Annotated in this window: 25 protein-coding genes; 11 read left to right on the top strand and 14 right to left on the bottom strand. The window is 72.5% G+C overall.

Going from position 1 to position 24,107, the window contains the following annotated elements:
- The first annotated feature begins 3 nt into the window (after positions 1-3).
- Positions 4-636 carry an HAD family hydrolase gene (locus ACZ46W_RS20865; protein WP_468339543.1) on the top strand — a complete coding sequence of 211 codons (633 nt, stop codon included), beginning with the start codon at positions 4-6 and terminating at the stop codon, positions 634-636.
- On the opposite strand, the gene ACZ46W_RS20860 is transcribed toward ACZ46W_RS20865, so the two are convergent.
- A complete protein-coding gene (locus ACZ46W_RS20860) occupies positions 603-863 on the bottom strand; it encodes a hypothetical protein (RefSeq protein WP_468339541.1) in 261 nt (86 codons plus the stop codon). The genes ACZ46W_RS20865 and ACZ46W_RS20860 overlap by 34 nt on opposite strands.
- Positions 864-1,015: 152 nt before the next feature.
- Between ACZ46W_RS20860 and ACZ46W_RS20855 the strand changes: the two genes are divergently transcribed.
- A complete protein-coding gene (locus ACZ46W_RS20855) occupies positions 1,016-1,399 on the top strand; it encodes a cold-shock protein (RefSeq protein ID WP_126886708.1) in 384 nt (127 codons plus the stop codon).
- A gap of 9 nt (positions 1,400-1,408) precedes the next feature.
- On the opposite strand, the gene ACZ46W_RS20850 is transcribed toward ACZ46W_RS20855, so the two are convergent.
- Genes ACZ46W_RS20850 through ACZ46W_RS20835 form a run of 4 tightly spaced genes read right to left on the bottom strand, consistent with a single transcriptional unit; the run spans position 1,409 to position 4,949 of the window.
- Positions 1,409-2,248, bottom strand: coding sequence for a 1,4-dihydroxy-6-naphthoate synthase (locus tag ACZ46W_RS20850; RefSeq protein WP_468339538.1), 840 nt, complete (start codon positions 2,246-2,248; stop codon positions 1,409-1,411).
- Entirely contained in the window at positions 2,245-3,090 is an 846-nt protein-coding gene (locus ACZ46W_RS20845; RefSeq protein ID WP_468339860.1) for a futalosine hydrolase, read from the bottom strand. Before ACZ46W_RS20845 ends, ACZ46W_RS20850 begins: the two co-directional genes overlap by 4 nt.
- A gap of 2 nt (positions 3,091-3,092) precedes the next feature.
- The gene (locus ACZ46W_RS20840; protein ID WP_366128912.1) at positions 3,093-3,575 is read right to left on the bottom strand and encodes a DUF2771 domain-containing protein; all 483 of its coding nucleotides are present in this window, start codon (positions 3,573-3,575) and stop codon (positions 3,093-3,095) included.
- Between the two features lie 27 nt (positions 3,576-3,602).
- Positions 3,603-4,949: an MFS transporter gene (locus ACZ46W_RS20835; protein WP_468339536.1), complete on the bottom strand. Its 1,347-nt coding sequence runs from the start codon at positions 4,947-4,949 to the stop codon at positions 3,603-3,605.
- A gap of 286 nt (positions 4,950-5,235) precedes the next feature.
- Here ACZ46W_RS20835 and ACZ46W_RS20830 point away from each other — a divergent pair, with 286 nt between their 5' ends.
- The 3 genes from ACZ46W_RS20830 (at position 5,236) to ACZ46W_RS20820 (ending at position 9,947) form a co-directional block, all read left to right on the top strand.
- The gene (locus ACZ46W_RS20830) at positions 5,236-6,159 is read left to right on the top strand and encodes a DUF3027 domain-containing protein (RefSeq protein ID WP_468339534.1); all 924 of its coding nucleotides are present in this window, start codon (positions 5,236-5,238) and stop codon (positions 6,157-6,159) included.
- Between the two features lie 119 nt (positions 6,160-6,278).
- Positions 6,279-9,380, top strand: coding sequence for a sacsin N-terminal ATP-binding-like domain-containing protein (locus tag ACZ46W_RS20825; RefSeq protein WP_468339858.1), 3,102 nt, complete (start codon positions 6,279-6,281; stop codon positions 9,378-9,380).
- Between the two features lie 93 nt (positions 9,381-9,473).
- A complete protein-coding gene (locus ACZ46W_RS20820; RefSeq protein ID WP_468339532.1) occupies positions 9,474-9,947 on the top strand; it encodes an SLATT domain-containing protein in 474 nt (157 codons plus the stop codon).
- A 100-nt stretch (positions 9,948-10,047) separates the two neighbouring features.
- Here ACZ46W_RS20820 and ACZ46W_RS20815 read toward each other — a convergent pair whose 3' ends face one another.
- Together ACZ46W_RS20815 and ACZ46W_RS20810 are read right to left on the bottom strand one after the other, a co-directional pair.
- Positions 10,048-12,483 carry an HAD-IC family P-type ATPase gene (locus tag ACZ46W_RS20815; RefSeq protein WP_468339530.1) on the bottom strand — a complete coding sequence of 812 codons (2,436 nt, stop codon included), beginning with the start codon at positions 12,481-12,483 and terminating at the stop codon, positions 10,048-10,050.
- Positions 12,484-12,588: 105 nt separating this feature from the next.
- On the bottom strand, positions 12,589-12,849 hold the full coding sequence (locus tag ACZ46W_RS20810) for a DUF2530 domain-containing protein (protein WP_468339528.1): 261 nt from the start codon (positions 12,847-12,849) through the stop codon (positions 12,589-12,591).
- Positions 12,850-13,022: 173 nt separating this feature from the next.
- Between ACZ46W_RS20810 and ACZ46W_RS20805 the strand changes: the two genes are divergently transcribed.
- The gene (locus ACZ46W_RS20805; protein WP_468339526.1) at positions 13,023-14,480 is read left to right on the top strand and encodes an NCS2 family permease; all 1,458 of its coding nucleotides are present in this window, start codon (positions 13,023-13,025) and stop codon (positions 14,478-14,480) included.
- A 333-nt stretch (positions 14,481-14,813) separates the two neighbouring features.
- Here the strand turns inward: ACZ46W_RS20805 and ACZ46W_RS20800 are convergent, their stop codons facing one another.
- Complete coding sequence (locus ACZ46W_RS20800; protein WP_468339524.1) at positions 14,814-15,002, bottom strand: ribbon-helix-helix protein, CopG family; 189 nt, start codon at positions 15,000-15,002, stop codon at positions 14,814-14,816.
- A 131-nt stretch (positions 15,003-15,133) separates the two neighbouring features.
- Between ACZ46W_RS20800 and ACZ46W_RS20795 the strand changes: the two genes are divergently transcribed.
- Together ACZ46W_RS20795 and ACZ46W_RS20790 are read left to right on the top strand one after the other, a co-directional pair.
- Positions 15,134-15,577 carry a MarR family winged helix-turn-helix transcriptional regulator gene (locus tag ACZ46W_RS20795; RefSeq protein WP_468339522.1) on the top strand — a complete coding sequence of 148 codons (444 nt, stop codon included), beginning with the start codon at positions 15,134-15,136 and terminating at the stop codon, positions 15,575-15,577.
- A gap of 28 nt (positions 15,578-15,605) precedes the next feature.
- Positions 15,606-16,940 (top strand): MFS transporter, encoded by a 1,335-nt coding sequence (locus ACZ46W_RS20790; protein ID WP_468339520.1) that lies wholly within the window; start codon positions 15,606-15,608, stop codon positions 16,938-16,940.
- A gap of 11 nt (positions 16,941-16,951) precedes the next feature.
- Here the strand turns inward: ACZ46W_RS20790 and ACZ46W_RS20785 are convergent, their stop codons facing one another.
- Positions 16,952-17,467, bottom strand: coding sequence for a GNAT family N-acetyltransferase (locus ACZ46W_RS20785; RefSeq protein WP_468339518.1), 516 nt, complete (start codon positions 17,465-17,467; stop codon positions 16,952-16,954).
- A 41-nt stretch (positions 17,468-17,508) separates the two neighbouring features.
- On the opposite strand from ACZ46W_RS20785, the gene thpR reads away from it, so the two are divergent.
- Complete coding sequence (gene thpR / locus ACZ46W_RS20780; protein WP_468339516.1) at positions 17,509-18,081, top strand: RNA 2',3'-cyclic phosphodiesterase; 573 nt, start codon at positions 17,509-17,511, stop codon at positions 18,079-18,081.
- Positions 18,082-18,205: 124 nt separating this feature from the next.
- On the opposite strand, the gene ACZ46W_RS20775 is transcribed toward thpR, so the two are convergent.
- The 3 genes from ACZ46W_RS20775 to ACZ46W_RS20765 all read right to left on the bottom strand — a co-directional run bounded on the left by ACZ46W_RS20775 (position 18,206) and on the right by ACZ46W_RS20765 (position 20,478).
- Positions 18,206-19,192: an aldo/keto reductase gene (locus ACZ46W_RS20775; protein ID WP_468339514.1), complete on the bottom strand. Its 987-nt coding sequence runs from the start codon at positions 19,190-19,192 to the stop codon at positions 18,206-18,208.
- Between the two features lie 80 nt (positions 19,193-19,272).
- The gene (locus tag ACZ46W_RS20770; protein ID WP_468339512.1) at positions 19,273-19,863 is read right to left on the bottom strand and encodes a Uma2 family endonuclease; all 591 of its coding nucleotides are present in this window, start codon (positions 19,861-19,863) and stop codon (positions 19,273-19,275) included.
- Between the two features lie 105 nt (positions 19,864-19,968).
- A complete protein-coding gene (locus tag ACZ46W_RS20765) occupies positions 19,969-20,478 on the bottom strand; it encodes a MarR family winged helix-turn-helix transcriptional regulator (RefSeq protein WP_468339510.1) in 510 nt (169 codons plus the stop codon).
- 22 nt (positions 20,479-20,500) lie between these two features.
- Here ACZ46W_RS20765 and ACZ46W_RS20760 point away from each other — a divergent pair, with 22 nt between their 5' ends.
- Positions 20,501-21,007, top strand: a complete 507-nt coding sequence (locus tag ACZ46W_RS20760; protein WP_468339508.1) for a carboxymuconolactone decarboxylase family protein — start codon at positions 20,501-20,503, stop codon at positions 21,005-21,007.
- Here ACZ46W_RS20760 and ACZ46W_RS20755 read toward each other — a convergent pair.
- Entirely contained in the window at positions 20,994-21,476 is a 483-nt protein-coding gene (locus ACZ46W_RS20755; protein ID WP_468339506.1) for a MarR family winged helix-turn-helix transcriptional regulator, read from the bottom strand. The genes ACZ46W_RS20760 and ACZ46W_RS20755 overlap by 14 nt on opposite strands.
- Positions 21,477-21,520: 44 nt before the next feature.
- Positions 21,521-22,651, bottom strand: a complete 1,131-nt coding sequence (locus ACZ46W_RS20750) for a DUF3466 family protein (protein ID WP_468339504.1) — start codon at positions 22,649-22,651, stop codon at positions 21,521-21,523.
- Between the two features lie 167 nt (positions 22,652-22,818).
- On the opposite strand from ACZ46W_RS20750, the gene ACZ46W_RS20745 reads away from it, so the two are divergent.
- Positions 22,819-23,979 carry an alpha/beta hydrolase family protein gene (locus ACZ46W_RS20745; protein WP_468339502.1) on the top strand — a complete coding sequence of 387 codons (1,161 nt, stop codon included), beginning with the start codon at positions 22,819-22,821 and terminating at the stop codon, positions 23,977-23,979.
- The last annotated feature ends 128 nt before the right edge of the window (positions 23,980-24,107 follow it).

Genomic DNA, 24,107 nt, shown 5'->3' with positions numbered 1-24,107 from the left:
ACCATGGTCCCCACGGTGACGGTCGGCTTCGACCTCGACATGACCCTGATCGACTCCCGCCCCGGCATCCACGCCGCCTACCGGGCGCTCTCCGCCGAGACGGGCGTGATGATCGACGCCGACCTGGCCGTCACCCGCCTCGGACCACCCCTCGAACAGGAGCTCGCGCACTGGTTCCCGGCCGGCCGGATCGAGGAGATGGCGGACCGCTACCGCGAGATCTATCCGGCGTACGCCATCGAGCCGACCCTCGCGATGCCCGGTGCGAGGGGTGCGATTCAAGCCGTTCGCGAGGCGGGCGGCCGGGCCGTCGTCGTCACCGCGAAGCACGAGCCGAACGCCAAGCTGCACCTCGACCACCTGGGCATCGAACCGGACGCGGTGATCGGCTGGCTGTGGGCCGAGGCCAAGGCGGAGGCGCTGCGCGAACACGGTGCGAGCGTGTACGTCGGTGACCACACCGGCGACGTACGCGGCGCCCGCGCGGCCGGCGCCCTCGCCGTCTCCATACCCACCGGGCCGTGCGGCGCGGACGAGCTGCGGGCGGCCGGCGCGGACGTCGTCCTGCCCGACCTGACGGCCTTTCCCGCCTGGTGGGACGCCTACAGGGCGGGCTTGGCGGCCGACCTGGCCTGACGGCGCTGCGCCGCGATCGACCGCAGCACCCCGGCGGCGGCGATCATGAAACCGACACCCATCAGCATGCACACGGCGTACGCCACCGGCGGGAACGGCTCGGTGCCGAGGAACAGCGGCGCCACGGTGATCAGAGTGGCCACGGCGCCGACGATGAAGACGATCCCGCCGGCCCGGACGAGGCCGTCACCGGGGGCGGCGGTGCTCGCAGGGGTTTCACTATGCATTCGGCCAGGGTAGTTCCCTGGCCGGAGGAACAGACCGGCGACGTCTTGTCACCAGCCCCTGGACCATTAGCCTTGGTCCTGGCGGGCCCGAGCGGCCCGCTGTAGTGCTATCCAGAGCCAGTTTTTTATCGAGTACGAGGACGAGGACAGACGTGCCTACCGGCAAGGTCAAGTGGTTCAACAGCGAGAAGGGCTTCGGCTTTCTCTCCCGCGACGACGGCGGCGACGTCTTCGTGCACTCGTCGGTGCTCCCTGCCGGGGTCGACGCCCTCAAGCCCGGCCAGCGCGTCGAGTTCGGCGTGGTCGCGGGCCAGCGCGGTGACCAGGCGCTTTCGGTGACGGTCCTCGACCCGACGCCGTCGGTCGCGGCGGCACAGCGGCGCAAGCCGGACGAACTGGCATCGATCGTCCAGGACCTGACGACGCTGCTGGAGAACATCACCCCCATGCTGGAGCGCGGCCGCTACCCCGACAAGGCCCACGGCAAGAAGATCGCCGGCCTGCTGCGCGCGGTGGCCGACCAGCTCGACGTGTAGCCGGGGCGGCTACGGGAACGACAGTGCGTCCGGGCCGAGGGGTGGCACCAGCCCCTCGGCCGCCGCGCGTGTCAGCAGGCCCCGTACGGCGGCGTAGCCGTCCTCGCCGAGGTCGGCGGTGAACTCGTTGACGTACAGGCCGATGTGCTGATCGGCCACGGCCGGGTCCATCTCCTGCGCGTGTTCCCGTACGTACGGGCGCGACGCCTCGGGGTCGTCCCAGGCCATCCGGACCGATCGACGCGCCGACTCGGCGAGCAGTCGCAGCGTGTCCGCGCCCAGTGAGCGCTTCGCGATGATCGCGCCCAGCGGGATCGGCAGGCCCGTGGTGGACTCCCAGTGCTCGCCCATGTCGGCGAGGCGGTGCAGCCCGTACCGCTGGTAGGTGAAGCGTGCCTCGTGGATGACGAGGCCCGCGTCGACCTTGCCGTCCCGTACCGCCGGCATGATCTCGTGGAACGGCATCACCACGACCTCGCCGACCCCGCCCGGGACGACGTCCGCCGCCCACAGGCGGAACAGCAGGTACGCGGTCGAGCGCTCGCTCGGCACCGCGACGGTCCTGCCCGTGAGGTCCAGCCCCGCCTCCCTGGTGAGGACCAGCGGGCCGCAGCCCCGGCCCAGCGCGCCGCCGCACGGCAGCAGGGCGTACTCGTCCAGGACCCAGGGCAGGACGGCGTACGACACCTTCAGGACGTCGTGGTCGTCCGAGCCGCGCTCGGCCCACCCGTTGGTGACGTCGATGTCCGCGAACGTCACGTCGAGCGCGGGCGCGCCGGGGACGAGGCCGTGCGCCCAGGCGTGGAAGACGAACGTGTCGTTCGGGCACGGGGAGTACGCGATCCTCACAGGTCCTCCAGGAAGACGGTGGTGCCGAGCAGCGTGCTGGCGTGCCGCAGCGAGTCCAGGGCCTGGCCGATGCGCCAGGAGGCGCGGTCGCGCGGGCCGACGGTGTTGGAGACGGCGCGGATCTCGACGACGGGGACGCCGTGGGCGGTGGCCGCCTCGGCGACGCCGAACCCTTCCATGGCCTCCGCCCCGGCACGGGGGTGACGGGTGATCAGCTCGGTGGTGCGGGCGGCGGTGCCGGTGACCGTGGAGACGGTGAGCACCGGTGCGACGAGGCACGGCAGGCCGCCCTCGTGCAGGATCTTGGCGATCCGGTCGGGCAGCCCGGGCGGCGGCAGGTGGACGGAGCGGCCGAAGCCCAGCTCCTCGACGGCGACGTACCCGTCGGGCGTGTCGGCGCCCAGGTCGGCGGCGATGATCGCGTCGGACACGACGATCGCCCCGAGGGGCGCGTGGGGGAGGAACCCGCCGCCGATGCCGGCCGAGACGACGAGGTCGTAGGCGTACGGGGCGGTGGCGAGCGCGCTGGTGGTGCCGACGGCGGCGGCCGTGGGTCCGGCGCCGACGGTGACGAGGTCGACGACGGCTCCGTACGGCGCTCCTGCGCCGGCCGGCGACGCACCGCCGGAGGGGCCCGGAGCGTGCGGCACGGCGCCGTCAGGCGCGCCCGACGCGGCCCATGCGCCCGGTGCGGGTATGCCGTACCGCCCGCCCCACGGCAGGTGCGTCAACGTGTGGCCGGACGGCAGTACGCGCGGAGGCCCGGTGGGGACGAAGCCCGCCAGCCCGGCGGCGACGGAGTCCGCCTCCGCCGCCACCGCCGTCACGACCAGGACGCGCAGCGTCAGGATTCCTTCTTCAGCTCGAAGTGCCAGATGCCGGTCAGCTTCTTGCCGCTGGTCTCGACGATGCTGATCTGCGCCGTGTTGGACGTCTCACCGGTCTGGCTGGAGAGGAACGCGCTGGCCGGGATCGACCGGTACGTCTTCTTGTAGGGCTCCTGCTCGGCCTGCTGGCCGCCGATGAACAGGGTCCAGCCGTTCTCGGCGATCTCCGGGTCGACGCCGAAGCGGACCCGGTCGTCGGCCGAGACCGTGATGGTCTTCTCCGCCTTCTTGTTCAGGCACGACTGGATCTGCGATTCCTTGATCGCTTTGCCGTCGTTGTAGCAGGTCGCTTCGGCGTTGACCGATTCGGACCCGACCGTCACGGTCGCGAGCGGGGTCGGCTTGGTGCCGCATGCGGAGAGTACGAGGAGTCCGGCGGAGACGGCACCCAGAGCGACGCCGGCCCGGCGGGCCTTACCGGAAAAGAACGCAACGGTCATGGCTCGAAGGCTATACGCCGCCCCGCATCACGCCACGCGGGGGTGCGGCGTGCCGCGCCGCGCCGCCGTCAGCAGGCCCCGCACGGTCACCGCCACCCCCAGCGCCAGGATCGCCGCCGCGACCGACATGCCCAGGGGCCCGTTCAGCGGCAGGGCGATGCCGATCGCCCCGCCGACCACCCACGACATCTGGAGCAGCGTCTCGGAGCGGGCGAACGCCGACGTCCGCACCACCTCCGGCACGTCCCGCTGGATCATCGCGTCCAGCGACAGCTTCGACAGGGCCTGCGACAGCCCCGCCACCGCGCCCAGCGCCGCCACCGCCACCCCGCCGAAGAACGCCGCCGCCACGATCGCCGCCGACATCGCGAGCGTCACCATCGCGGCGACGATCAGCTCCGGCGCCCGGGAGCGCAGCAGCGCGCCCAGCGCCGTACCGCAGGCGTTGCCCACGCCCGCCGCCACGCCCACGATGCCCAGCGATACCGCCGCGCTCTGCCCCGACAGCGGGTGCTCGCGCAGCAGGAAGGCGAGGAAGAAGATCAGGAAGCCGGACAGCACGCGGTGCGCGGCGTTCGCCTGGAGGCCGTGCAGGACGGACGGGCCGACCGTACGGAGGCTGGGCTTCTGCTCGCCGTGCGTCAGCATGTGGGCCTTGCGCTCGCCCTTCGCCGAGTCCACCTTGTGCGGCATCGACAGGGCCAGGAACGTTCCGCCGGCGAAGAGCACGCACGCCCCGTACAGCGGCCACTGCGGCCCGATCTGCTGCAAGCCCACCCCCACGGGCGCGGCGATGCCCGTCGCCAGCAGCCCGGCGAGCGTCACCCGCGAGTTCGCCTTCACCAGGGAGAAGCCGTGCGGCAGCAGGCGCGGTACGACGGCGCTGCGGACCACCCCGTACGCCTTCGACGCGACCAGCACGCCGAGCGCCGCCGGATACAGCTCCAGGTCCCCGGTGGCGACCGCGCCCGACAGGGCGACGGCGAGCAGCACCCTGGTGAGCATCGCGCCCGCCATCGCCGCGCGCCGGCCGTGCGGCAGCCGGTCCAGCAGCGGGCCGATGACCGGGGCGAGGAGGGTGAACGGGGCCATCGTGACGGCGAGGTACAGCGCGACCCGCCCGCGGGCCTCGTCGGTCGGTACGGAGAAGAAGACGGTGGAGGCGAGCGCGACGGTGATCATGACGTCACCGGCGCCGTTCACGGCGTGCAGCTCGATCAGTTTGCCGAGGCCCGATTCGCCCGCGCCGTGGGCGTGCGTGGCTTTCCGGATACCGCGCGCGGTGCCCGTGAACGGCAGGTGCAGGGCACGGCCCACCCGCCGTACCGCCCTTCGGAGCGGCCCGGCATCCTCGGACGACCTCACGGCTGCCACCTCGTCATAGTGCCCCAGCAGCCTCTTCGGTGAACCGTGATGAGGGCTACTTGGGGCGGGCAGGTGGGCGGCGGGCTGCGGAGGGGGTAGCGTGCGTAGCGCGCCACCGGCGGAAGTTCTCGGCCGCGCGCCTCTTCGGCATCCCGCAGAATGGATGACGATAGGTGTGCCCGAGACACGTCGGGCGCGGACGTCGATGCGGCCCGCTGGTCCGCTCCGCCCGCCGCCCGTACATCGCGAATCGGCCGGCGCATCTGTGAGACGGCGTAGGAGATGAGCGAGACCTGTGAGTGCTGCGACGACGCGAAGCCGTACTGCGCGTACCCCGGCCCCCGACCGCCTGTGCGCCGAGGCGGTGGACTTCGCGCGGGAAGCGGCCGCCGAGGTGGCCGCGCCCGGGGTGGTGGGTGAGCACACGGGTGTCGTCGCGGAGGGCGACCGGGTCGTCACGCACTTCTTCGAATGCCAGGAACCCGGCTACCGGGGCTGGCGCTGGGCCGTGACGGTCGCCCGCGCCTCCCGCGCCAAGGTCGTCACCCTCGACGAGACGGTCATGCTGCCGGGCCCCGACGCCCTCCTCGCCCCCGAGTGGGTGCCGTGGAGCGAGCGGCTGCGCCCGGGCGACCTCGGGCCCGGCGACCTGCTGCCCACCGAGCAGGACGACCTCCGGCTGGAGCCCGGCTACACCGGTGAGGACGCGCCGCCGCCGAACTCGCCCGTGTCGGAGGAGATGGCCGAGCTCGTCGACTCCGAGGACGCCGACCTCGTCACCCGTACGCCGTCGCGCGGCACCATCGCGGCCGTCGCTGAGGAACTCGGTCTGCGGCGCGCGCGGGTCCTCTCGCGGTACGGGCTGCACGTCGCGGCCGACCGGTGGGAGGAGGCCTACGGGGCCAAGACCCCGATGGCCCAGGCCGCCCCGGCGACCTGCGTCACGTGCGGCTTCCTGATGCCGCTGGGCGGGTCCCTGAAGCAGGCGTTCGGCGTGTGCGCCAACGAGTTCTCGCCGGCGGACGGGCACGTGGTCTCCCTGACGTACGGCTGCGGCGGCCACTCCGAGGCGGCCGTCATGCCCAAGCCCCCGCGCCCGGCCCCGCCGGTCCTGGACTCCATGGGCGCCGACGAGTTCCCCCTCCGCCCCGCCCGCGACAGCGGCTCGGTCCCCCCGGTCTCCCCGGACGCCGCCTCCGAGGACCTCGGCCACAGCTAGCCCTCCCCCCGCCGGGCGCGTCCCCCCACGGGGCGGGCCCCGGACCCGGCGTCCCGTCGACGCGGTACCTTCGGGCCCCGGAGCAAACGCAGGGCGAGAGAGCGGAGCGACACGTGAGCGTGAGGGCGACGGCGACCGAGGGGGCCGACCCGTTCGGCACCGCACGGCTGCGGCGCGGGGTGCTCGACGCGTGGGGCGCCGGGCCCGCGAGGTTCCGGGAGGACGCCAACGCGGAGGAGGACCTGGCGCTCGGCGGGTACCGCGACCGGCTGGTCGTGGAGCTCGCCCAGAACGCCGCCGACGCCGCCGCCCGCGCGGGCGTCCCGGGACGGCTGAGGCTCACGCTGCACCCGGCCGACGGCGACGGCCCCGCCGTCCTCGCGGCCGCCAACACCGGCGCCCCGCTGGACGCGACCGGCGTCGAGTCGCTCAGCACGCTGCGCGCGTCCGCCAAGCGCGAGGGCCACGAGGGCGCGGTCGGCCGCTTCGGCGTCGGGTTCGCCGCCGTGCTGGCCGTCAGCGACGAGCCGGCGATCGTGGGCCGGCACGGGGGCGTGCGGTGGTCGCTGCGCGAGGCCCGCGAGATGGCCGCCCAGGCCGCGCAGGCCAGCCCCGGCCTGGGCGACGAGCTGCGCCGCCGCGACGGCCACGTACCGCTGCTGCGGCTCCCGCTGCCCGCCGAGGGCACCGCGCCCGAGGGCTACGACACGGTGGTGATCCTGCCGCTGCGGGACGCCGCCGCCGTGGACCTGGCCGAACGGCTGCTCGCCGGGATCGACGACGCCCTGCTGCTGACCCTGCCGGGGCTCACCGAGGTCGTCGTGGAGACCCTGAAGGGCACACGGACCCTCACGCGTACGCAGCGGGACGGGTACGTCCACGTCGACGACACGGACGGGGGCACCCGCCGCTGGCGGACCGTCACCCACCAGGGCGCCATCGAGCCCGGCCTGCTCAAGGACCGGCCCGTCGAGGAGCGGCTGCGCCCGCACTGGGCGGTCACCTGGGCCGTCCCCGTGGACGACGAGGGCGCGCCCGCCCGTCCCCGTACCGCGCCCGTGGTGCACGCCCCGACGCCCACCGACGAGCCGCTCGGCATCCCGGCCCTGCTCATCGCGACCTTCCCGCTGGACACCACCCGCCGCCACCCCGCGCCCGGGCCGCTCACCGACTTCCTGGTCGGGCGCGCCGCCGACGCGTACGCCGAACTGCTGGCCGAGTGGCGGCCCGTGTCGACCGGGACGATCGACCTGGTGCCGGGGCCGCTCGGCAAGGGCGTCCTGGACGGCGCGATCCGCGCCGCCGTCCTGGAACTGCTGCCGCGCGTGGCGTTCCTGGCACCGGCGGCGGCCACGGAGGAGCTCCACGCGCTGCGCCCGTTCGAGGCGGAGGTCGTCGAGGGCGCGGGCGCCGACACCGTACGCGTCCTGGCGGAGGTCCTGCCGACGCTGCTGCCCGCCGGTCTGGAGCGCCGTACCGAGCTGCGGGCCCTCGGCGTGGCCCGGCTCCCCCTCGGCGACGCCATCGACCGGCTGGCGGGCACCGAGCGCAGCCCCGAGTGGTGGCACAAGCTGTACGAGTCGCTCGCCGGCGTCGACCCCGACCGGCTGACCGGCCTGCCCGTGCCGCTCGTCGGCGGCCGTACCGCGATCGGCCCCCGGCACGTCCTGCTGCCGCTGCCGGACACGCCCACGGACCTGACCCGGCTGGGCCTGAAGGTCGCCCACCCGGACGCCGCCCACCCCATCCTGGAGAAGCTCGGCGCCCTGCCCGCCACCCCGCGCGCCGTGCTCACCACGCCGCAGGTGCGGGCCGCCGTGGCCGCGTCCCTCGACGGGGGTGACGTGTGGGACGAGGACGGGCTGGACGCGGACGAGCTGGCCGAGACGGTCCTCACCCTCGTACGGGACGCAGGTCTGGAACCGGGCGACGAGCCGTGGCTGGGCGCGCTCGCCCTGCCCGACGAGGAGGGTGAGCTCGCGCCCGCCGGTGAACTGGTGCTGCCCGGCAGCCCGTTCGCCTCGGTGATGCGTGAGGACGAACTCGCGCCGGTCGACGCCGAGTTGGCCGAGAGGTGGGGCGAGCAGCCGCTCGCCGCGTGCGGGGTGCTCGCGAACTTCGCCCTCGTACGGGCCACGGACGTCGTCCTGGACCCGGACGAACTGGAGCCTCGCGAAGGGGACTTCGCCGAGCCGGACGACGCCGGGCTGCTGGACGCCGTCGACGTGTGGTGCGAGGACGTCCTGGACCAACTGCCCGAGACGCCGGTGCCGCCCGTCGCGACCGAGATCGTCGCCGTGCGGGACCTGGACCTGGTCGACGACGACGCCTGGCCCGAGGCGCTGGCCCTGCTCGCCCAGCCGCCGCTGCGCGACGCGCTCACCCAGCCGGTGCGCGTCCTGCTGCCGGACGGTACGACCGGGACGGTCCGCCCGTACACCGCCTGGTGGCTGCGCGATCACCCGGTGCTGGACGGGCGCCGCCCGGCCGGGCTGCGCGCCGCCGGGGCGGACCCGCTGCTGGAGGGGCTGTACGACTCGGCCGACATCGCGACGGGCTTCCGGGACCCGCAGGTGCTGCACGCCCTGGGCGTCCGCACCACCGTCGCCGCGCTCCTCGACGAACCGGGCGGCGCGGCCGAACTGCTGGCGCGGCTCGCCGACCCGGAGCGCGAGGTGACCGCCGCGCAACTGCACGGCCTGTACACCAGGCTCGCCGACCTCGACCCCGAGCAGGTCACCCTGCCCGACCGGCTTCGCGCGGTGGTCGACGGCGCGGTGCGGGTGGTGGACGCGGCGGACGCGTTCGTCGCCGACGCGCCCGACCTGCTGCCGCTCGCCGAGGGCCGCTCCCTGCTGCCGGTGGCCCCGGCGCGGGCGGCGGACCTGGCGGAGCTGTTCCAGGTCCGGCGGCTGAGCGAGGAGGTCGAGGCGGAGGTGACGACGGAGGGCGAGGAGCACGACGTACCCGAGTCGGTGCACGCCCTGCTCGGGGCGGGTACGCCCGCGACGTACGTCGAGCACGAGGAGTTGCGGGCGGGCGGCGTCGAACTGGACTGGCGCCGTACCCCGGACGGGGTCGTCCACGCCGCCACCCTGGAGGGCGTCGCGGCGGGCCTGGCCTGGGCGGCGGGCCAGTGGCCGCGCCGCTTCGAGGTCGCGGCGCTCCTGGAGGACCCCTCCCGCACGGCCGAACTGGCCCGCGACCGCTGGTTCGACTGACCCCCGCCCGGGCCGCATCCGGTGGGGCCGGCCGTTCCCCACTGTTCGGGGAAAACCCCGCCCGTGATCGCCCTGGCGGTGCAGCATGGTCGGGTGCGGATACGGAGACGAACCCAGCCCGAGGCGCAGGCTTCCGACGATCCTCTGCTGGCGCGCGCGTACGAGGACATGGCCTGGTACGCGCGCATCCGTGACCGCTCGCGCCGATGGCACCAGACGGTCGAGGTGACCGCCCTGATCAGCGGAGCCGGCACCGTGGCGGCCGCCGGGCTCCAGGCACCCGCCGCCGTCACGGCCGTCACGGCCGGGGTCACCGTCCTCCTCGGGGGATTCCGCCAGGTCTTCAACCACCTTGAGCGGTACGTCGTCGCCGCGGAGGCGTGGACGCGTCTGCGCCTGGCCGTCCGGCGCTACACGGTGGTACCCGAGGCGGAGCGGGACGAGGCCGTGCGGGGACGCCTGCTGGAGGAGATCGAGGCGATCGCGGTGACGGAGCTGCGCGACTGGGCCGCCACTCGCCGGGCCACGCAGCCCGCGCCCCTGCCGGAGAGCCCGCCGCCCGCCTAGGCCGTGTCCGGCGGATCGTGCCCGGGCCACGTGGTCCGGCGCTCCCCTCCCTTCGACGGGGGCACCCACCCTTCCTTCGGCAAGGGCACGCCCCGCCGGCCTATCGCGCCGGGAAGCGCCGCTCCACCACCCGCCAGGCCAGCTCCACGAGCGCGGCGCCCATCGCCGCGATGGCCACGGCCGCCCACGGCATCGTCGTCCCCACCAGGCGCAGCGCGAAGAAGTCCTGGAGCCAGGGCACGACGAGGACCAGCAGGAAGCCGGCGCCCATCGCCGAGACCAGTCCGATCCGCCACCACGTGTAGGGGCGGGCGATGATCGCCAGCACCCACAGCGACACCAGGAACAGCGTCAGCGTCGCCGCGCTGGTCTCGGCCGCGAGCGCGCCCGGTCCGCTGTAGTGGGTGCGGGCCAGCAGGTAGGTGGCGAAGGTGGCGGCGGCGGCGACGATCCCGGCGGGGATGGCGTACCGCATGACGCGGCGGACGAAGTGGGGCTTGGCGCGCTCCTTGTTCGGGGCGAGCGCCAGGAAGAACGCCGGGACGCCGATGGTGAGCGTGGACAGCAGCGTCAGGTGCCGGGGGAGGAAGGGGTACTCCACCTGGGAGCACACCACCAGGATCGCCAGCAGCACCGAGTACACCGTCTTGGTGAGGAAGAGCGTGGCGACGCGGGTGATGTTGCCGATGACCCGGCGCCCCTCCGCGACGACCGACGGCAGCGTGGCGAAGCTGTTGTTGAGCAGCACGATCTGGGCGACGGCCTTCGTCGCCTCCGACCCGGACCCCATGGAGACGCCGATGTCGGCGTCCTTCAGGGCGAGGACGTCGTTGACGCCGTCGCCGGTCATCGCGACCGTGTGCCCGTGCGACTGGAGCGCGCCGACCATGTCGCGCTTCTGCCGCGGGGTGACGCGCCCGAAGACGGTCCCTTCGTCGAGGGCCGTCGCCATCCCCTCGCGCTCGGCGGGCAGGTGCCGCGCGTCGACCGTCCGCTCGGCACCGGGCAGGCCGAGCTTGCCGGCCACCGCGCCGACCGAGACGGCGTTGTCGCCGGAGATGACCTTGGCGGCGACGTTCTGGTCGGCGAAGTAGGCGAGGGTGTCGGCGGCGTCGGGCCGTAGCCGCTGCTCCAGGACGACGAGGGCGGTGGCGTCGGCGGTCCCGGCGACGTCGGGGTCGTCCAGTTCGCCGCTGACCCGGGCGAGCAGCAGGACCCGCAGGCCCTGCTGGTTGAGGTCCTCGGTCTCGCCGAGCACGGGGTCGCCGTCGGGAAGCAGCACGTCCGGCGCGCCCAGCAGCCAGGTGCTGGTCTGTCCGTCGCCCTCGCTGAAGGCGGCGCCGCTGTACTTGCGCGCGGAGGAGAACGGCAGCGCCTGGGTGCACCGCCAGTCGTCGCTGTCGGGGTACGTGTCGATGATCGCCTGGAGCGAGGCGTTGGGGCGGGGGTCGGACTCGCCGAGCGCGCCGAGGACCTTGCGTACGTACGCCTCGTCCGACCCGTTCAGCGTCCGCAGCTCGGTGACGTCCATGCCGCCCTCGGTGAGGGTGCCGGTCTTGTCGAGGCACACGACGTCGACCCGGGCGAGCCCCTCGATGGCGGGCAGCTCCTGCACGAGGCACTGTTTGCGCCCCAGCCGGATGACGCCGATCGCGAAGGCGACGGAGGTGAGCAGGACGAGCCCCTCGGGGATCATCGGCACGATGCCGCCGACCGTCCGGGCGACCGACTCCTTGAAGTCGGTGTCCTTGACGACGAGCTGGCTGATGATGAGCCCGATCGCGGTCGGGACCATCATCCACGTCACGTACTTGAGGATCGTCGAGATGCCGCTGCGCAGCTCGGAGTGGACAAGCGTGAAGCGGGACGCCTCCTCGGCGAGCTGGGCGGCGTACGCCTCGCGCCCCACCTTGGTGGCGGTGAACGCCCCGCCGCCCGCGACGACGAAGCTGCCGGACATCACCTGGTCGCCGCGCTTCTTCAGGACCGGGTCGGCCTCGCCGGTGAGCAGCGACTCGTCGATCTCCAGGTTGTCCGCCTCGGCGACCTCCCCGTCGACGACGACCTTGTCGCCCGGCCCGAGTTCGATGCAGTCCCCGAGGACGATCTCCGACGTCGGCACCTCGGCCGACACCCCGTCGCGCCGGACGGTGGGCTTGGCCTCGCCGATGAGGGCGAGGGAGTCCAGGGTCTTCTTGGCGCGCAGCTCCTGGATGATGCCGATACCGGTGTTGGCGAGGATGACGAACCCGAACAGGCTGTCCTGGATCGGCGCGACGATCAGCATGATCACCCACAGCACGCCGATGATCGCGTTGAAGCGGGTGAAGACGTTGCCGCGGACGATGTCGACGGTGGAGCGGGAGCTGCGTACGGGTACGTCGTTGACCTCGCCCCGCGCGACCCGCTCGGCCACCTCGGCGGCGGTCAGCCCGGCCGGCCGGTGCTGAACGGGTGGCGGTACGGGGTGTACGGGGTCGAGTTCGGCCCCGGCGTCGATGGTGGGCCCGGTCTCGATCTTCGCCCGCTGCGTCATGTTTCCGACGGTACGGCCGTCGCCGCGCCCGCACACGGCGAGCGGCGGGAAGATCCGCCCCTGGTACGACGCGAATGGTCCCGTGGTGCTACGGCAGCCCGGGCGTCAGCCCTTGTCGGCCTCGGCCGCCGCGCGCTTGAGGGCCGCGTCGCGCTTGCGGACGTACCAGACGCCGATCAGTCCGAGCCCGCCGCCGGCGAGGCAGGTCCACACCCACCAGGTGAGGTCGCGGTCGGCGAACCAGCCGTAGAAGGGGACCTGCACCAGGAAGAGGACGAACCAGATGATCGTGCCGCCGGTGATCGTGGCGACGACCGGCCCCTCCAGGGGTTCGGGTGCCTCGTGCTTGGGGGTCCACTTCGCCATGCGCACAGTGTAGGTGTGCCCCTTCCGCCGACTGGCTCTACGCGCGGAGATACCGATCTTCGTCTGATGCGTTCATACTGAAACGTCTTGTGTCTGACCGGTTTCTTTCGTGTGAACGACCAAACACGACCGGTTATGGCCGCTTTCCCCGCCCCCGCACCATGAGGTTTCGCATGCCCTCCTCGGCCACCGCGCTGGTGGACGCCGGCGCCCAGCCGCCGTCGCCCCAGCAGCCGACCAGCGGCCGCCTGGACCGCTTCTTCAAGATCTCGGAGCGTGGCTCCACGGTCGCCCGAGAGGTACGCGGCGGATTCGCGACCTTCTTCGCGATGGCCTACATCATCGTGCTGAACCCGATCATCCTCGGCAGCGCCAAGGACATGTACGGGCACCAGCTCGACAGTGGCCAGCTCGTCACCGCCACCGTGCTGACCGCAGCCTTCTCGACGCTGCTCATGGGCGTCATCGGCAACGTCCCGATCGCCCTCGCGGCCGGTCTCGGCGTCAACACGGTCGTCGCCCTCCAGCTCGCGCCCCGCATGTCGTGGCCGGACGCCATGGGCATGGTCGTGCTGGCCGGCGTCGTGGTGATGCTGCTGGTCGCCACGGGCCTGCGGGAGCGGGTGATGAACGCCGTACCCCTCGGCCTGCGCAAGGGCATCGCCATCGGCATCGGCCTGTTCATCATGCTGATCGGCCTGGTCGACTCCGGCTTCGTCTCCCGCATCCCGGACGCCGCCCACACCACCGTCCCGCTCCAGCTCGGCGCGAGCGGTCACCTCACCGGCTGGCCGGTCCTGGTCTTCGTGCTGGGCGCGCTGCTCACCCTGGCGCTGATCATCCGGAAGGTGCCGGGCGCGATCCTCATCTCGATCGTCGTCATGACGATCGTCGCGATGGTCGTCAACGCGGTCGCGACCATCCCCTCCTGGGGCCTGACCACCCCCAAGTGGCCCGGCAACCCGGTCGCCACGCCCGACTTCGGGCTGGTCGGGCAGGTCAGCCTGTTCGGCGGCTTCGAGAAGGTCGGCCTGCTGACCGGCTGCCTCTTCGTCTTCACGGTCCTGCTGTCCTGCTTCTTCGACGCGATGGGCACGATCCTGGGCGTCGGCGACGAGGCGAAGCTGATGGACAAGGACGGCAACTTCCCCGGCATCAACAAGGTGCTGCTCGTGGACGGCCTGGCCGTCGCCTCCGGCGGCGCCAGCTCCTCCTCGGCCACCACCTGCTTCGTCGAGTCCACGGCGGGCGTCGGCGAGGGTGCGCGCACCGGCCTCGCGTCCGTCGTCACGGGCGGCCTCTTCTCGGTGGCCCTCTTCCTCACCCCGCTCGCCACGATGGTCCCGTCCCAGGCGGCCACCCCCGCCCTGCTGGCGGTCGGCTTCCTGATCCTGGCCGGGTCGGTGAAGGACATCGACTGGAGCGACTTCACCATCGCGGTGCCGGCGTTCCTGGCGATGGTGATGATGCCGTTCACGTACTCGATCACCAACGGCATCGGCATCGGCTTCATCGCCTTCACCGTGCTCCGGTTGGCGGCCGGCCGCGGCCGCGAGGTCCCGGTGGCGATGTACGTCGTCTCGGCGGTGTTCGCCTTCTACTACACGATGCCGTCACTGGGCCTCACGTAACCCTCCGCCCGGCCACCGGGGCGTGGGCCCCGCCCTCGTGCCCACGGGCATGGGCACCGCCCCGTCCCGTGGCGCCCACCCGTCCCTCCCCGGCGGCTTCGTCCAGGGCCCCCACGGGACGACTGACCGCACCGGGCCGGGGCGCCGGCACGTCCGGCGCCCGGCTCACGGCGGCGCGAAGCCTCGGACGTCGCTTCCGCTCGCCGCCCGGGCGCGGGGACGCCCCGGGTGCCATGCCCCGGCCCGCGGGCGGCACCGGGACCCTCTCGCGGCGCGGAGCTGCCGACCACCCCGGCCCGGCGGGCCCCCGCGGCGGCACCGCCCGCCAGGGCGTCACGCGCCGCGGGCGCCGTAGAAGCGATTCGTTTCGTCGACCGCCGCCTCGAAGCGTTCGTCGAAGTCGTCGCGGATCAGCGTCCGGACCACGTAGTCCTGGACGCTCATGCCGCTGCGGGCGGCATGGCGCCGGACCCGGTCGAGCAGCTCTCCGTCTATCCGCAGGCTGAGCACTGTCGATCCCATGCCGCCCAGAGTCGCCGTCCCGCCCGGACCGCCGCGTCACTTTCCGGCCTGCTCTCACTCGTACGGGTGACCCGCACCACTCCCGGCCCACCCGGTGGTATTTAGCCAGGGTAATGAGTTACGCTAAATACATGCCTGACCTTTCCCACGGTGACCCCGCTGACGCAGCCGCCGTGAACGCCCTGCGCTCCGCCGTCATGCGGCTGGGCCGACGCCTCAAGCACCAGCGCGTCGACGAATCGCTGAGCCCCACCGAGATGTCGGTGCTCGGCACCCTCGCCCGCTGCGGTTCCGCCACCCCCGGTGAGCTGGCCCGCAAGGAGCACGTACAGCCGCCGTCGATGACGCGCATCGTCGCGCTGCTCGAAGCCAAGGGACTGGTCCGGCTGGAGCCGCACCCCGACGACCGCCGGCAGAAGGTCGTCACCCAGACCGAGACGGCCGAGGCCATGCTCGAGGAGTCCCGCCGCAAGCGGAACGCCTGGCTGGCCGCCCTCGCCGAAGGTTTGGACGAGGACGAGTGGGCAAAGCTGCGCGACGCCGCTCCTGTACTGGAGAAGCTCGCGCACCTGTAGGACGTACGACACGAGGAGGCGAACCCTTTTGAGTACGGGACACGGAGCAGACTCCGCACCCGCACACAAGCCCGACGACACCATCACCCGCACCGGGACCTTCTCCTCCCTCAAGGTCCGCAACTACCGGCTCTTCTTCACCGGGGCCATCGTCTCCAACACCGGCACCTGGATGGCCCGCATCACCCAGGACTGGCTGGTCCTCAGCCTCACGGGCTCCGCCGCCGCCGTCGGTATCACCACGGCGCTCCAGTTCCTGCCGATGCTGCTGTTCGGCCTGTACGGGGGTGTCATCGCCGACCGCTACCCCAAGCGGCGCCTGCTGATGCTCAGCCAGGGCGCCCTCGGCCTGTGCGGTCTCGCCCTCGCCGTCCTCACCCTCTCCGGGCACGTCCAGGTCTGGCACGTCTACCTGATCGCGTTCCTGCTCGGCATGGTCACCGTCGTCGACACCCCGACCCGGCAGTCCTTCGTCTCCGAACTGGTCGGACCGGCCCAGCTCCGCAACGCCGTCAGCCTGAACTCCGCCAACTTCCAGTCGGCGCGGCTCGTCGGCCCCGCCGTCGCGGGCCTGCTGATCGCCTCCATGGGCAGCGGCTGGGCCTTCCTCGTCAACGGCCTGTCCTTCCTCGCCCCGCTGACCGCCCTGACGCTGATGCGCACCGGCGAGCTGCACAAGGTCGAGCGCGCCCCGCGCGGCAAGGGACAGTTGCGCGAGGGGCTGCGGTACGTCGCCGGGCGCCCCGAGCTGCTCTGGCCGATCGCACTCGTCGGCTTCATCGGCACGTTCGGCTTCAACTTCCCCATCTGGCTGACCGCGTTCGCCGACGGCGTCTTCCACGTCGGACCGGGCACGTACGGCTTCCTCAACACCCTGATGGCCGTCGGCTCCCTCGCCGGGGCCCTGCTCTCCGCCCGGCGCGGCACCTCGCGGCTGCGGCTGCTCGTCGGCGCGGCGATGGCCTTCGGCGTCCTGGAGATCGCCGCCGCGCTCTCCCCCGCCTTCTGGCTCTTCGCCCTGCTGCTGGTCCCCATCGGCATGCTGGGCCTGACGGTGAACGTCACCGCCAACTCCTCCGTCCAGATGGCGACCGACCCCGTCATGCGCGGCCGGGTGATGAGCCTCTACATGATGGTGTTCGTCGGCGGTACGCCGCTGGGCGCGCCCCTGCTGGGCTGGATCACCGACACGTACGGCGCGCGCGTCGGCTTCGCCACGGGCGGTGCCGTCTCGCTGGCCGCCGCCGTGGTGATCGGCCTGGTGCTGGCCCGGGTGGGCGGCCTCCGGCTGAAGGTCGACCTGCGCCGGGGCCACCCCCACGTGCGGTTCGTGCAGCGGGAGGAGCTGGCGACGGCCGCGTAGCGGGTCCGTGGTCACACCCGCAGCGCCAGCACCTGCCCCTTCCACTCGCCGACCGTGAAGGTCTCCGTGGGAGTGAAGCCGTTGCGTACGTAGTAGTCCACGAGCCGCCCCTCGCTGCCCGCGAAGCAGTCCACGCGGAGCAGCGAGACGCCCTGCCGCCGGGTCTCCTCCACCGCGTGCGCCAGCAGCGCGCTGCCCACGCCGCGCCCGTGGAAGCGGATGTCGGTGGCCAGGAAGCGCACGTACAGCTCCGGTTCGTCGGCGGGCGCGACGTCCGGGCCCGGGTACGGCGTCAGCGTCAGCGTTCCGGCCGGTACGCCGTCGATCTCGGCGATCCACGGCATGCCGTCCGTGACGGTCTCGCGCACCCGCCGCACGGCCCGGGGCTTCGCCGACCACGGCTCGGTGCCCCACTGGTCGGTGATGCCCCGCTCGTTGAGCCAGACGACGGCGCTGTCCAGCATGCCGAGTATCGCGGGGATGTCGTCGGCCCCGCCCTTCCTGATCTCCATCGCGCCCATGTTCATCGGACGAGAATAGGGCGCGCGGATCATGCCAGACTCGCGGTATGAGGCTTTTCGCTGCCGTGCTGCCGAGCAGGGTCGCCGTCGATGAACTCGCCGCCGTGGTGGACCGGTTGAAGCACCTGCCGGGCGCCGACGAGCTCCGCTGGGCGGGGCGTGACGGGTGGCACTTCACACTCGCGTTCATGGGGGAGGTGGACGAGCGGCTGCTGCCGGAACTGCGCGGCCGGCTCGCCCGCGCCGCCCACCGCACCGAGCCCTTCCCGCTGCGCGTGCACGGGGGCGGGCGGTTCGGCCGCCGCGTCCTGTGGGCGGGCGCGGCGGGCGGGCTGGACGACATGCGGCTGCTCGCCGAACGCGCGGACGCCGCCGCCCGCCGCTCCGGCATCCCGATGGACGAGCACCGCCGCTACCAGGCCCACCTGACGATCGCCCGCAGCCGCACGGACGCCGCCGACCTGCGGCCGTTCGTCGAGCGGCTCCAGGACTTCGAGGGCACCCGCTGGGAGGTCGCCGAGCTCGCCCTCGTGCGCAGCAATCTCGGCGGGGGCGGCGACGCGGGCCGGGGGCCGCGCTACGAGACGGTCGGTTCCTGGCCGCTGGGACGGGCGAGCTAGTCTCGAAGGGTGGACCCGAAGACCCGTAACCGGATCATGGCCGGTGTACTCGTGCTGATGTTCGTGATCATCGCCGTGGCGGCCGCGCTCGGCTGACCGAGCGGCGGCCGCCCGTCGGCGCCTGTCACCAGGCGAACGCCTCGGGTGACGGTCCCGGACCCGGGAAGATCGCGTCCAGCTCCGTCAGGACCTCGTCCGACAGCTCCAGCTCCACCGCCCGCAGCGCGGAGTCGAGCTGCTCGGCGGTGCGCGGCCCGACGATCGGCCCCGTCACCCCCGGCCGGGACAGCAGCCATGCCAGGGCCGCCTCGCCCGGCTTGAGCCCGTGCTTGTCGAGGAGGTCCTCGTACGCCTGGATCTGGAGGCGTACGTCGGTGTTGGCGAGCGCGTCCGCCGACCGGCCGCTGGTGCGGCGCGCCCCCTCGGTCTCCTTCTTGATCACCCCGCCGAGCAGCCCGCCGTGCAGCGGCGACCACGGGATGACGCCGAGGCCGTAGTCCTGCGCGGCCGGGATGACCTCCATCTCGGCGCGGCGCTCGGCCAGGTTGTACAGGCACTGCTCGCTGACGAGCCCGACCATGCCGCGCCGCTCGGCGATCTCGTTCGCCTGGGCGATCTTGTAGCCGGGGAAGTTCGACGACCCGGCGTAGAGGATCTTCCCCTGCTGGATCAGCACGTCGATGGCCTGCCAGATCTCCTCGAAGGGAGTGCGGCGGTCGATGTGGTGGAACTGGTAGAGGTCGATGTAGTCGGTGTTGAGGCGCTTGAGGCTGCCTTCGACGGCCCGCCGGATGTTCACGGCCGACAGCCGGTCGTGATTGGGCCATACGTGCCCGTCGGTTCCCATGTTCCCGTACACCTTGGTGGCGAGCACCACCTTGTCCCGGTCGCCGCCACGGGCGAACCAGGAGCCGATGATCTCCTCCGTACGGCCCTTGTTCTCGCCCCAGCCGTACACGTTGGCGGTGTCGAAGAAGTTGATGCCCGCGTCGATGGCGGCATTCATGATCGCGTGACTGCCGGCCTCGTCGGTCTGGGGCCCGAAGTTCATCGTGCCGAGGACGAGTCGGCTGACCTTGAGTCCGGTGCGTCCGAGCTGCGTGTACTTCATGAACGTACAGCCAACGCCTTGGAGCGCCCTCGAAGCAAGGGCGCGCCGGGCGGTGCGCGGTCGGCGCGTGGGGGCGCGCGTCAGTCGCGGGGGAAGTCGGAGGTGTCGAGGACGAGGCCGACGGGGGTGTCGGTGAGGTCGATGGGCTCCCCGAAGTCGAACCGGGCGTCCGCGGTGTACTCCTCACCCTTCGGGTTGGTGTGGAGGACGCACCTGCCGGTGTAGGGGTCGACGATGAGGTAGACGGGCACCCTGGCCTCGGCGTAGGCGGCCTTCTTGGGGCCGTAGTCGTTCATGCCGGTGCTGCGGGAGATGACCTCGGCGACGAACTGGACGTCCTCGTAACGCCACAGGCCCTTTTGATTCAGCGTCGCGCCGTCGGCGATGAGCGTCACATCGGTGGCGAAGCCGTTGAGATGGCCGGGGTAGTCGATGCGGACGTCGGACATCAGCCGCCGCCTGGGGTATTTCACTCGGAGCTGTTCGACGATGTCCATCGTGATCAGCCAGTGAGTCTGACGCTGCGGCGACATGGCGATGTTCCCCCCGACGATCTCGGTCTTGTAACCCTCGGGGACGCCCATCCGCTCGAGCGCCTCGAACATCTCGTCCAAGGTCCGCCCGTCGTTGCTGTCGGCCATGTGGATCCTGTCGTCGTCTACGACGGTCATCGTGGCGCTCCTCCCCGCTGCCGCGTGAGCGCATGCAGCCGCCTCGGAAAACGATACGCACGCGGGGGCCGACACGCCCGTGGCGACAGCTCGCCAGCCCGTGCCTCACGCCCCGCCCAGCCACCCCGCCGCGTCGAGCCGGAAGGCGTCGGCCGGGACGACGGTCCGGAGCGCGGCCTCCATGTCGCGGACCCGTTCCGCCCCGAGGGCCTGGGCCCACTCGCGGTGCAGTTCGTCGAAGATCGCGGCCGAGCGGGCGAGGGCGTCCAGGCCGTGCGGGGTGAGGCGGACCAGCTTGCGGCGGGCGTCGGCGGGGTCGTCGGCGCGCTCGGCGTACCCGAGGGCGACGAGCCGGTCGACGGTCTTGCCGGCGGCCTGCTTGGACACCCCGAGCCGCCGCCCCACCTCGCTGGCGGTCGCGCCGCCGGCCCCGATGGCCTGCATGGCGAACCCGTGCGCGGGCCGCACGTCGGGGTGGCCCTGGTGGGCGAGTTCGGCGTGGAGGCGGTCGATGAGGGTGCGGAACCCGGCGAAGAGCAGGAGCGGCAGCTCGTATCCCCTGCCGCTCCCCTTGCCCGGTTCGACAACCTGGTTTACCTTCTTGTCGTCAACCATGTTGTCCATCCTAGGAGCGGCCATGTTCGTCGACCACACCCTGGACTCCGCCCCGCCCGCCGCCCGCCCCGTGATGGAAGCCGTCTCGCAGCGCATGGGCGGCCGCCTCCCGCGGGCCGTCGCCCGCATGGCGACCTCCCCGGAACTGCTGGAGGGCTTCACGACCCTCACGGCCGTGTTCGACCGCACCACCCTGGACCCGATCGCCCGCGAGACGGTCATCATGACCGTCGCCACGCGCAACGGCTGCGAGGTCTGCGTCGACCTCCACACCCGCAAGCTCCGCGCCCTGGGCGCCGATGCCGAGGTCGTGGAAGCCCTCCGCGACGGCACCCCGCTGCCCGACGAACGCCTGGAGGCGGTACGGCGGTTCGTCGAGGTCGTCCACGCGACGACGGGCGAGGTGCCGGACGAGGACCTGGCCGCCTTCCTCGCCCACGGCTACACCGAACGCAACGCCCTGGAGGTCGTCATGGGCATCGGTACGTACACCATGTCGACGTTCGCGAACCGGCTCACGCGGGCGTAGCCGCCGCCTCCACGTTGGCGATCATCCGGCGCAGCACCTTCAGCGCGGCGACGTACTCGTCGTCGGTGATGCCGTCGTGGATCCGGGCCCGGATGCCGGTCACCAGCTCCTTGATCCGGGCCTTGGCGGCGCGGCCCTCGTCGGTGAGGCGCAGTCGCCCCTCGGCGTCGAGGGCCAGCCAGCCCCGGTGGAGGAGGTGGTCCACGGCGCGGGAGGCGTCGTGCGGGGTGTCCGCGACGTCGGCCAGTCCGGCGACGATGACGTCCCGGGTGACGTCGTCGCCGGCGTCGACCCGGTTGAGCGTCCACCACTGGGGCTGGGTGACGTCCACACGGGCCATGGCGTCACGGATGTGGGTGATGACCGCCTTGTGGGCGACGCCGCTCCAGTAGCCGATGGGCTGCGAGGCGAGGTCCTCGTCGGTGGCGGCGGGGTTGGCGGGGGCGGGAGAGGTCGTTGTCGTCGTCATGGGGAGGACGCTAGAACCTCAACCGCTCTTGAGGTCAACCTCCGTCAGCCGTTGGGTACCAGCATGAAGGCACGAACCGGAGTCGCCTTGTCGGCGGGGCAGTTGAAGCTGCACGTCGTGCCGACGATGGTTCCGTCGTCGTTGATCGCCTGGGCGTTGCTGAGCAGCACGTCGGCGGGCAGGTTCGTCACCCGGTGGTTCAGATCGACCATCTTGTCGCCGTTCCACAGGAACGCCCGGGCCGGTGTCGCGGACGTCTGCCCGGAGAGGCCGACCACCTGGCCGCCGTCGTTGATCCCGTAGGCGTAGCTGCTGTTGTCCTTGCCGCCGAGCGCCCCGAGGTCCCGCATCACGCCTTGCTCCCACAGGAAGGCGTGCGTACGGAGGCCGGCGGTCTGGGAGTTGCCGACGATCTGACCGGCGTTGTTGATGTCCCGGGCCTCGGTGGCCTCGCCGTTGCCGCCCAGCGTCCCGAGGTCGCGCATGACGCCGTCCTGCCACACGAACCCGTGCAGCGGGTGCCCGGACGCCGGCAGCGCGGCGCCGACGACCTGGCCGCCGTCGTTGATCGCGTAGGCGATGCTCTCCGTGTCGTAGTCGGCATCGGTCCGGCCGCCGAGCGTGCCCAGGTCCCGGATGGTTCCGTTCTCCCAGAGGGCCGCCCGGTCGGGTGCCTGCGCGGTCACCGACCGGACGCCGACGACCTGGCCGGCCGCGTTGATGTCCTCCGCGCTGCTCATGCTGCCCGGCCCGTACCCGGTACCCAGGTCCACCATGACGCCGTCGCGGTGGAGGAACGCGTGGGACGGGTCGGTGGAGGTGACGTTCGTGTGCCCGACGACGTCCCCGGCGTCGTTGAGGCCGTTCGCGGAACTGCCCGCGTACGGGCTGTCCAGGAGCGGGACCAGGTCGGTCATGGCCCCGTCCTTCCACGTGAACCCGTGGCGGGACGGCCCCGTGGTGGTGGAGTGGCCGACGGCCTGTCGCGCGTTGTTGACGTCCGCGCCGGCGCTGCCGCTGACGCCGTACCTGTTGGTGCCGAGCACCCCGAGGTCGACGTACGTGTAGGTCGGCACGCCCGTGCCCGTCGGCTGTGCCGCCTGGGCGGCGGGGGCCGTGGCGAGCGCCGCCGAAGTGAGCGTGAGCAGGGTGAGGAAGTGGGATCTCCATCGCATGCGACCAACCTTTTGACAACTGACGCCCCGGCGGAAGGAGTTGGACCATTACGAGACTCTTACCGCCGTGTCCGTCCACGGTCGGACACCGGGTTACCTCCTGGGGCCCATGTGGTTCAGCTCGTGGAGGGACGCCAGGGCGGGACCCCCTGCCTAGCCTCGTCCGCATGAACCGCATTCCTCGCGGCGCCGCCGCCGCGTTACTCGGCCTGTCCCTCGCCCTGCTCGGCACCGGCGTCGCCCATGCGGCACCCGGCACGGCCCCGGCACCGGCGGCCGACAGCGCCCGCGTACGCCTCCAACTTCCGGCACCCACCGGCGCGTTCGCCGTCGGGCGTGACACCCTGCACCTGGTCGACAAGAGCCGTCCCGACCCCTGGGTCCAGGAGGCGGGGGCGCGGGAGCTGATGGTGTCGATGTACTACCCCGCCCGGCCCGGTGGCGGCCGCACAGCGCCCTACATGACCAAGGGCGAGGCCCAAGCCTTCATCGACGACCGGGAGCTGACCGGGGCGGTGTCCGCCGCGACGCTCAGCGGCACCCGCACCAACGCCCGCCCCGGCGCGGCGCCCGTACGCGGGAAGTACCCGCTCGTGGTCCTCTCGCCCGGCTTCACCGTCAACCGCTCCACCCTGACCCTGCTCGCCGAGGAGCTGGCCAGCCGGGGGTACGTCGTCGCCACCGTCGACCACGCCTACGAGTCGGTCGGTACGGCCTTCCCGGGCGGCCGGCTCCTGACGTGCGTCGCCTGCGAGAAGACCGGACCGGGCAGGTACGGCGAGGTGCCCAAGGGCCGGGCGCGGGACGTGTCCTTCCTGCTCGACCGGCTCCTCGCCGACCGGAATCCCGCCTGGCGGCACGCCCGCATGATCGACCGCACCAGCATCGGCATGGCCGGGCACTCCGTCGGTGGCGCCTCCGCCATGTCCACCATGGTCCGCGACCAGCGGGTGCTCGCCGGGGCCAACATGGACGGGTCGTTCATGGAACCCGTGCCCGCCGAGGGCCTGGGCGGCCGCCCCTTCATGATGCTGGGCACCGGCGACGACGACGGCTCCTGGGTACGGGACTGGCCCCTGCTCGACGGCTGGAAGCGCTGGATCAACGTCACCGGCTCGGGCCACTTCACCTTCACCGACACCCCGGTCCTCGCGGACCAACTGGGCCTCCTGCCGCCGGACGAGCCCCTTTCGGGCAAACGGTCACAGGAGATCACCCGGGCGTACATGACGGCCTTCTTCGACCTGCACCTGAAGGGCGTGGACCGCGGACTGCTGGACGGTCCGTCCGCCGACCATCCCGAGGTGGTGTTCCACAAGGCGGGCTGACCGGCCGGACTGACAAATGTCATGCGTTCCCATGACACCAATCCGCCTCTGGGCTGAGGCACTTGACGTGCCGGGGCCATGAGGATGGTCGACGGCGCACACACCGGTGCGCCGTCGACCGTGCAGGA

The sequence above is a fragment of the Streptomyces sp. NPDC031064 genome, assembly GCF_055570965.1.
This window is presented reverse-complemented; position numbering and strand designations above follow the sequence as displayed.

What these genes read in the sequence shown, in the direction of transcription:
- ACZ46W_RS20865 (WP_468339543.1), top strand. Translation starts at nt 4, where the DNA reads ATGGTCCCCACGGTGACGGTCGGCTTCGACCTCGACATGACCCTGATC.
- ACZ46W_RS20860 (WP_468339541.1), bottom strand. Translation starts at nt 863, where the DNA reads ATGCATAGTGAAACCCCTGCGAGCACCGCCGCCCCCGGTGACGGCCTC.
- ACZ46W_RS20840 (WP_366128912.1), bottom strand. Translation starts at nt 3,575, where the DNA reads ATGACCGTTGCGTTCTTTTCCGGTAAGGCCCGCCGGGCCGGCGTCGCT.
- ACZ46W_RS20815 (WP_468339530.1), bottom strand. Translation starts at nt 12,483, where the DNA reads ATGACGCAGCGGGCGAAGATCGAGACCGGGCCCACCATCGACGCCGGG.
- ACZ46W_RS20810 (WP_468339528.1), bottom strand. Translation starts at nt 12,849, where the DNA reads ATGGCGAAGTGGACCCCCAAGCACGAGGCACCCGAACCCCTGGAGGGG.
- ACZ46W_RS20805 (WP_468339526.1), top strand. Translation starts at nt 13,023, where the DNA reads ATGCCCTCCTCGGCCACCGCGCTGGTGGACGCCGGCGCCCAGCCGCCG.
- ACZ46W_RS20800 (WP_468339524.1), bottom strand. Translation starts at nt 15,002, where the DNA reads ATGGGATCGACAGTGCTCAGCCTGCGGATAGACGGAGAGCTGCTCGAC.
- ACZ46W_RS20795 (WP_468339522.1), top strand. Translation starts at nt 15,134, where the DNA reads ATGCCTGACCTTTCCCACGGTGACCCCGCTGACGCAGCCGCCGTGAAC.
- ACZ46W_RS20785 (WP_468339518.1), bottom strand. Translation starts at nt 17,467, where the DNA reads ATGAACATGGGCGCGATGGAGATCAGGAAGGGCGGGGCCGACGACATC.
- thpR (WP_468339516.1), top strand. Translation starts at nt 17,509, where the DNA reads ATGAGGCTTTTCGCTGCCGTGCTGCCGAGCAGGGTCGCCGTCGATGAA.
- ACZ46W_RS20775 (WP_468339514.1), bottom strand. Translation starts at nt 19,192, where the DNA reads ATGAAGTACACGCAGCTCGGACGCACCGGACTCAAGGTCAGCCGACTC.
- ACZ46W_RS20770 (WP_468339512.1), bottom strand. Translation starts at nt 19,863, where the DNA reads ATGACCGTCGTAGACGACGACAGGATCCACATGGCCGACAGCAACGAC.
- ACZ46W_RS20765 (WP_468339510.1), bottom strand. Translation starts at nt 20,478, where the DNA reads ATGGTTGACGACAAGAAGGTAAACCAGGTTGTCGAACCGGGCAAGGGG.
- ACZ46W_RS20760 (WP_468339508.1), top strand. Translation starts at nt 20,501, where the DNA reads ATGTTCGTCGACCACACCCTGGACTCCGCCCCGCCCGCCGCCCGCCCC.
- ACZ46W_RS20755 (WP_468339506.1), bottom strand. Translation starts at nt 21,476, where the DNA reads ATGACGACGACAACGACCTCTCCCGCCCCCGCCAACCCCGCCGCCACC.
- ACZ46W_RS20750 (WP_468339504.1), bottom strand. Translation starts at nt 22,651, where the DNA reads ATGCGATGGAGATCCCACTTCCTCACCCTGCTCACGCTCACTTCGGCG.
- ACZ46W_RS20745 (WP_468339502.1), top strand. Translation starts at nt 22,819, where the DNA reads ATGAACCGCATTCCTCGCGGCGCCGCCGCCGCGTTACTCGGCCTGTCC.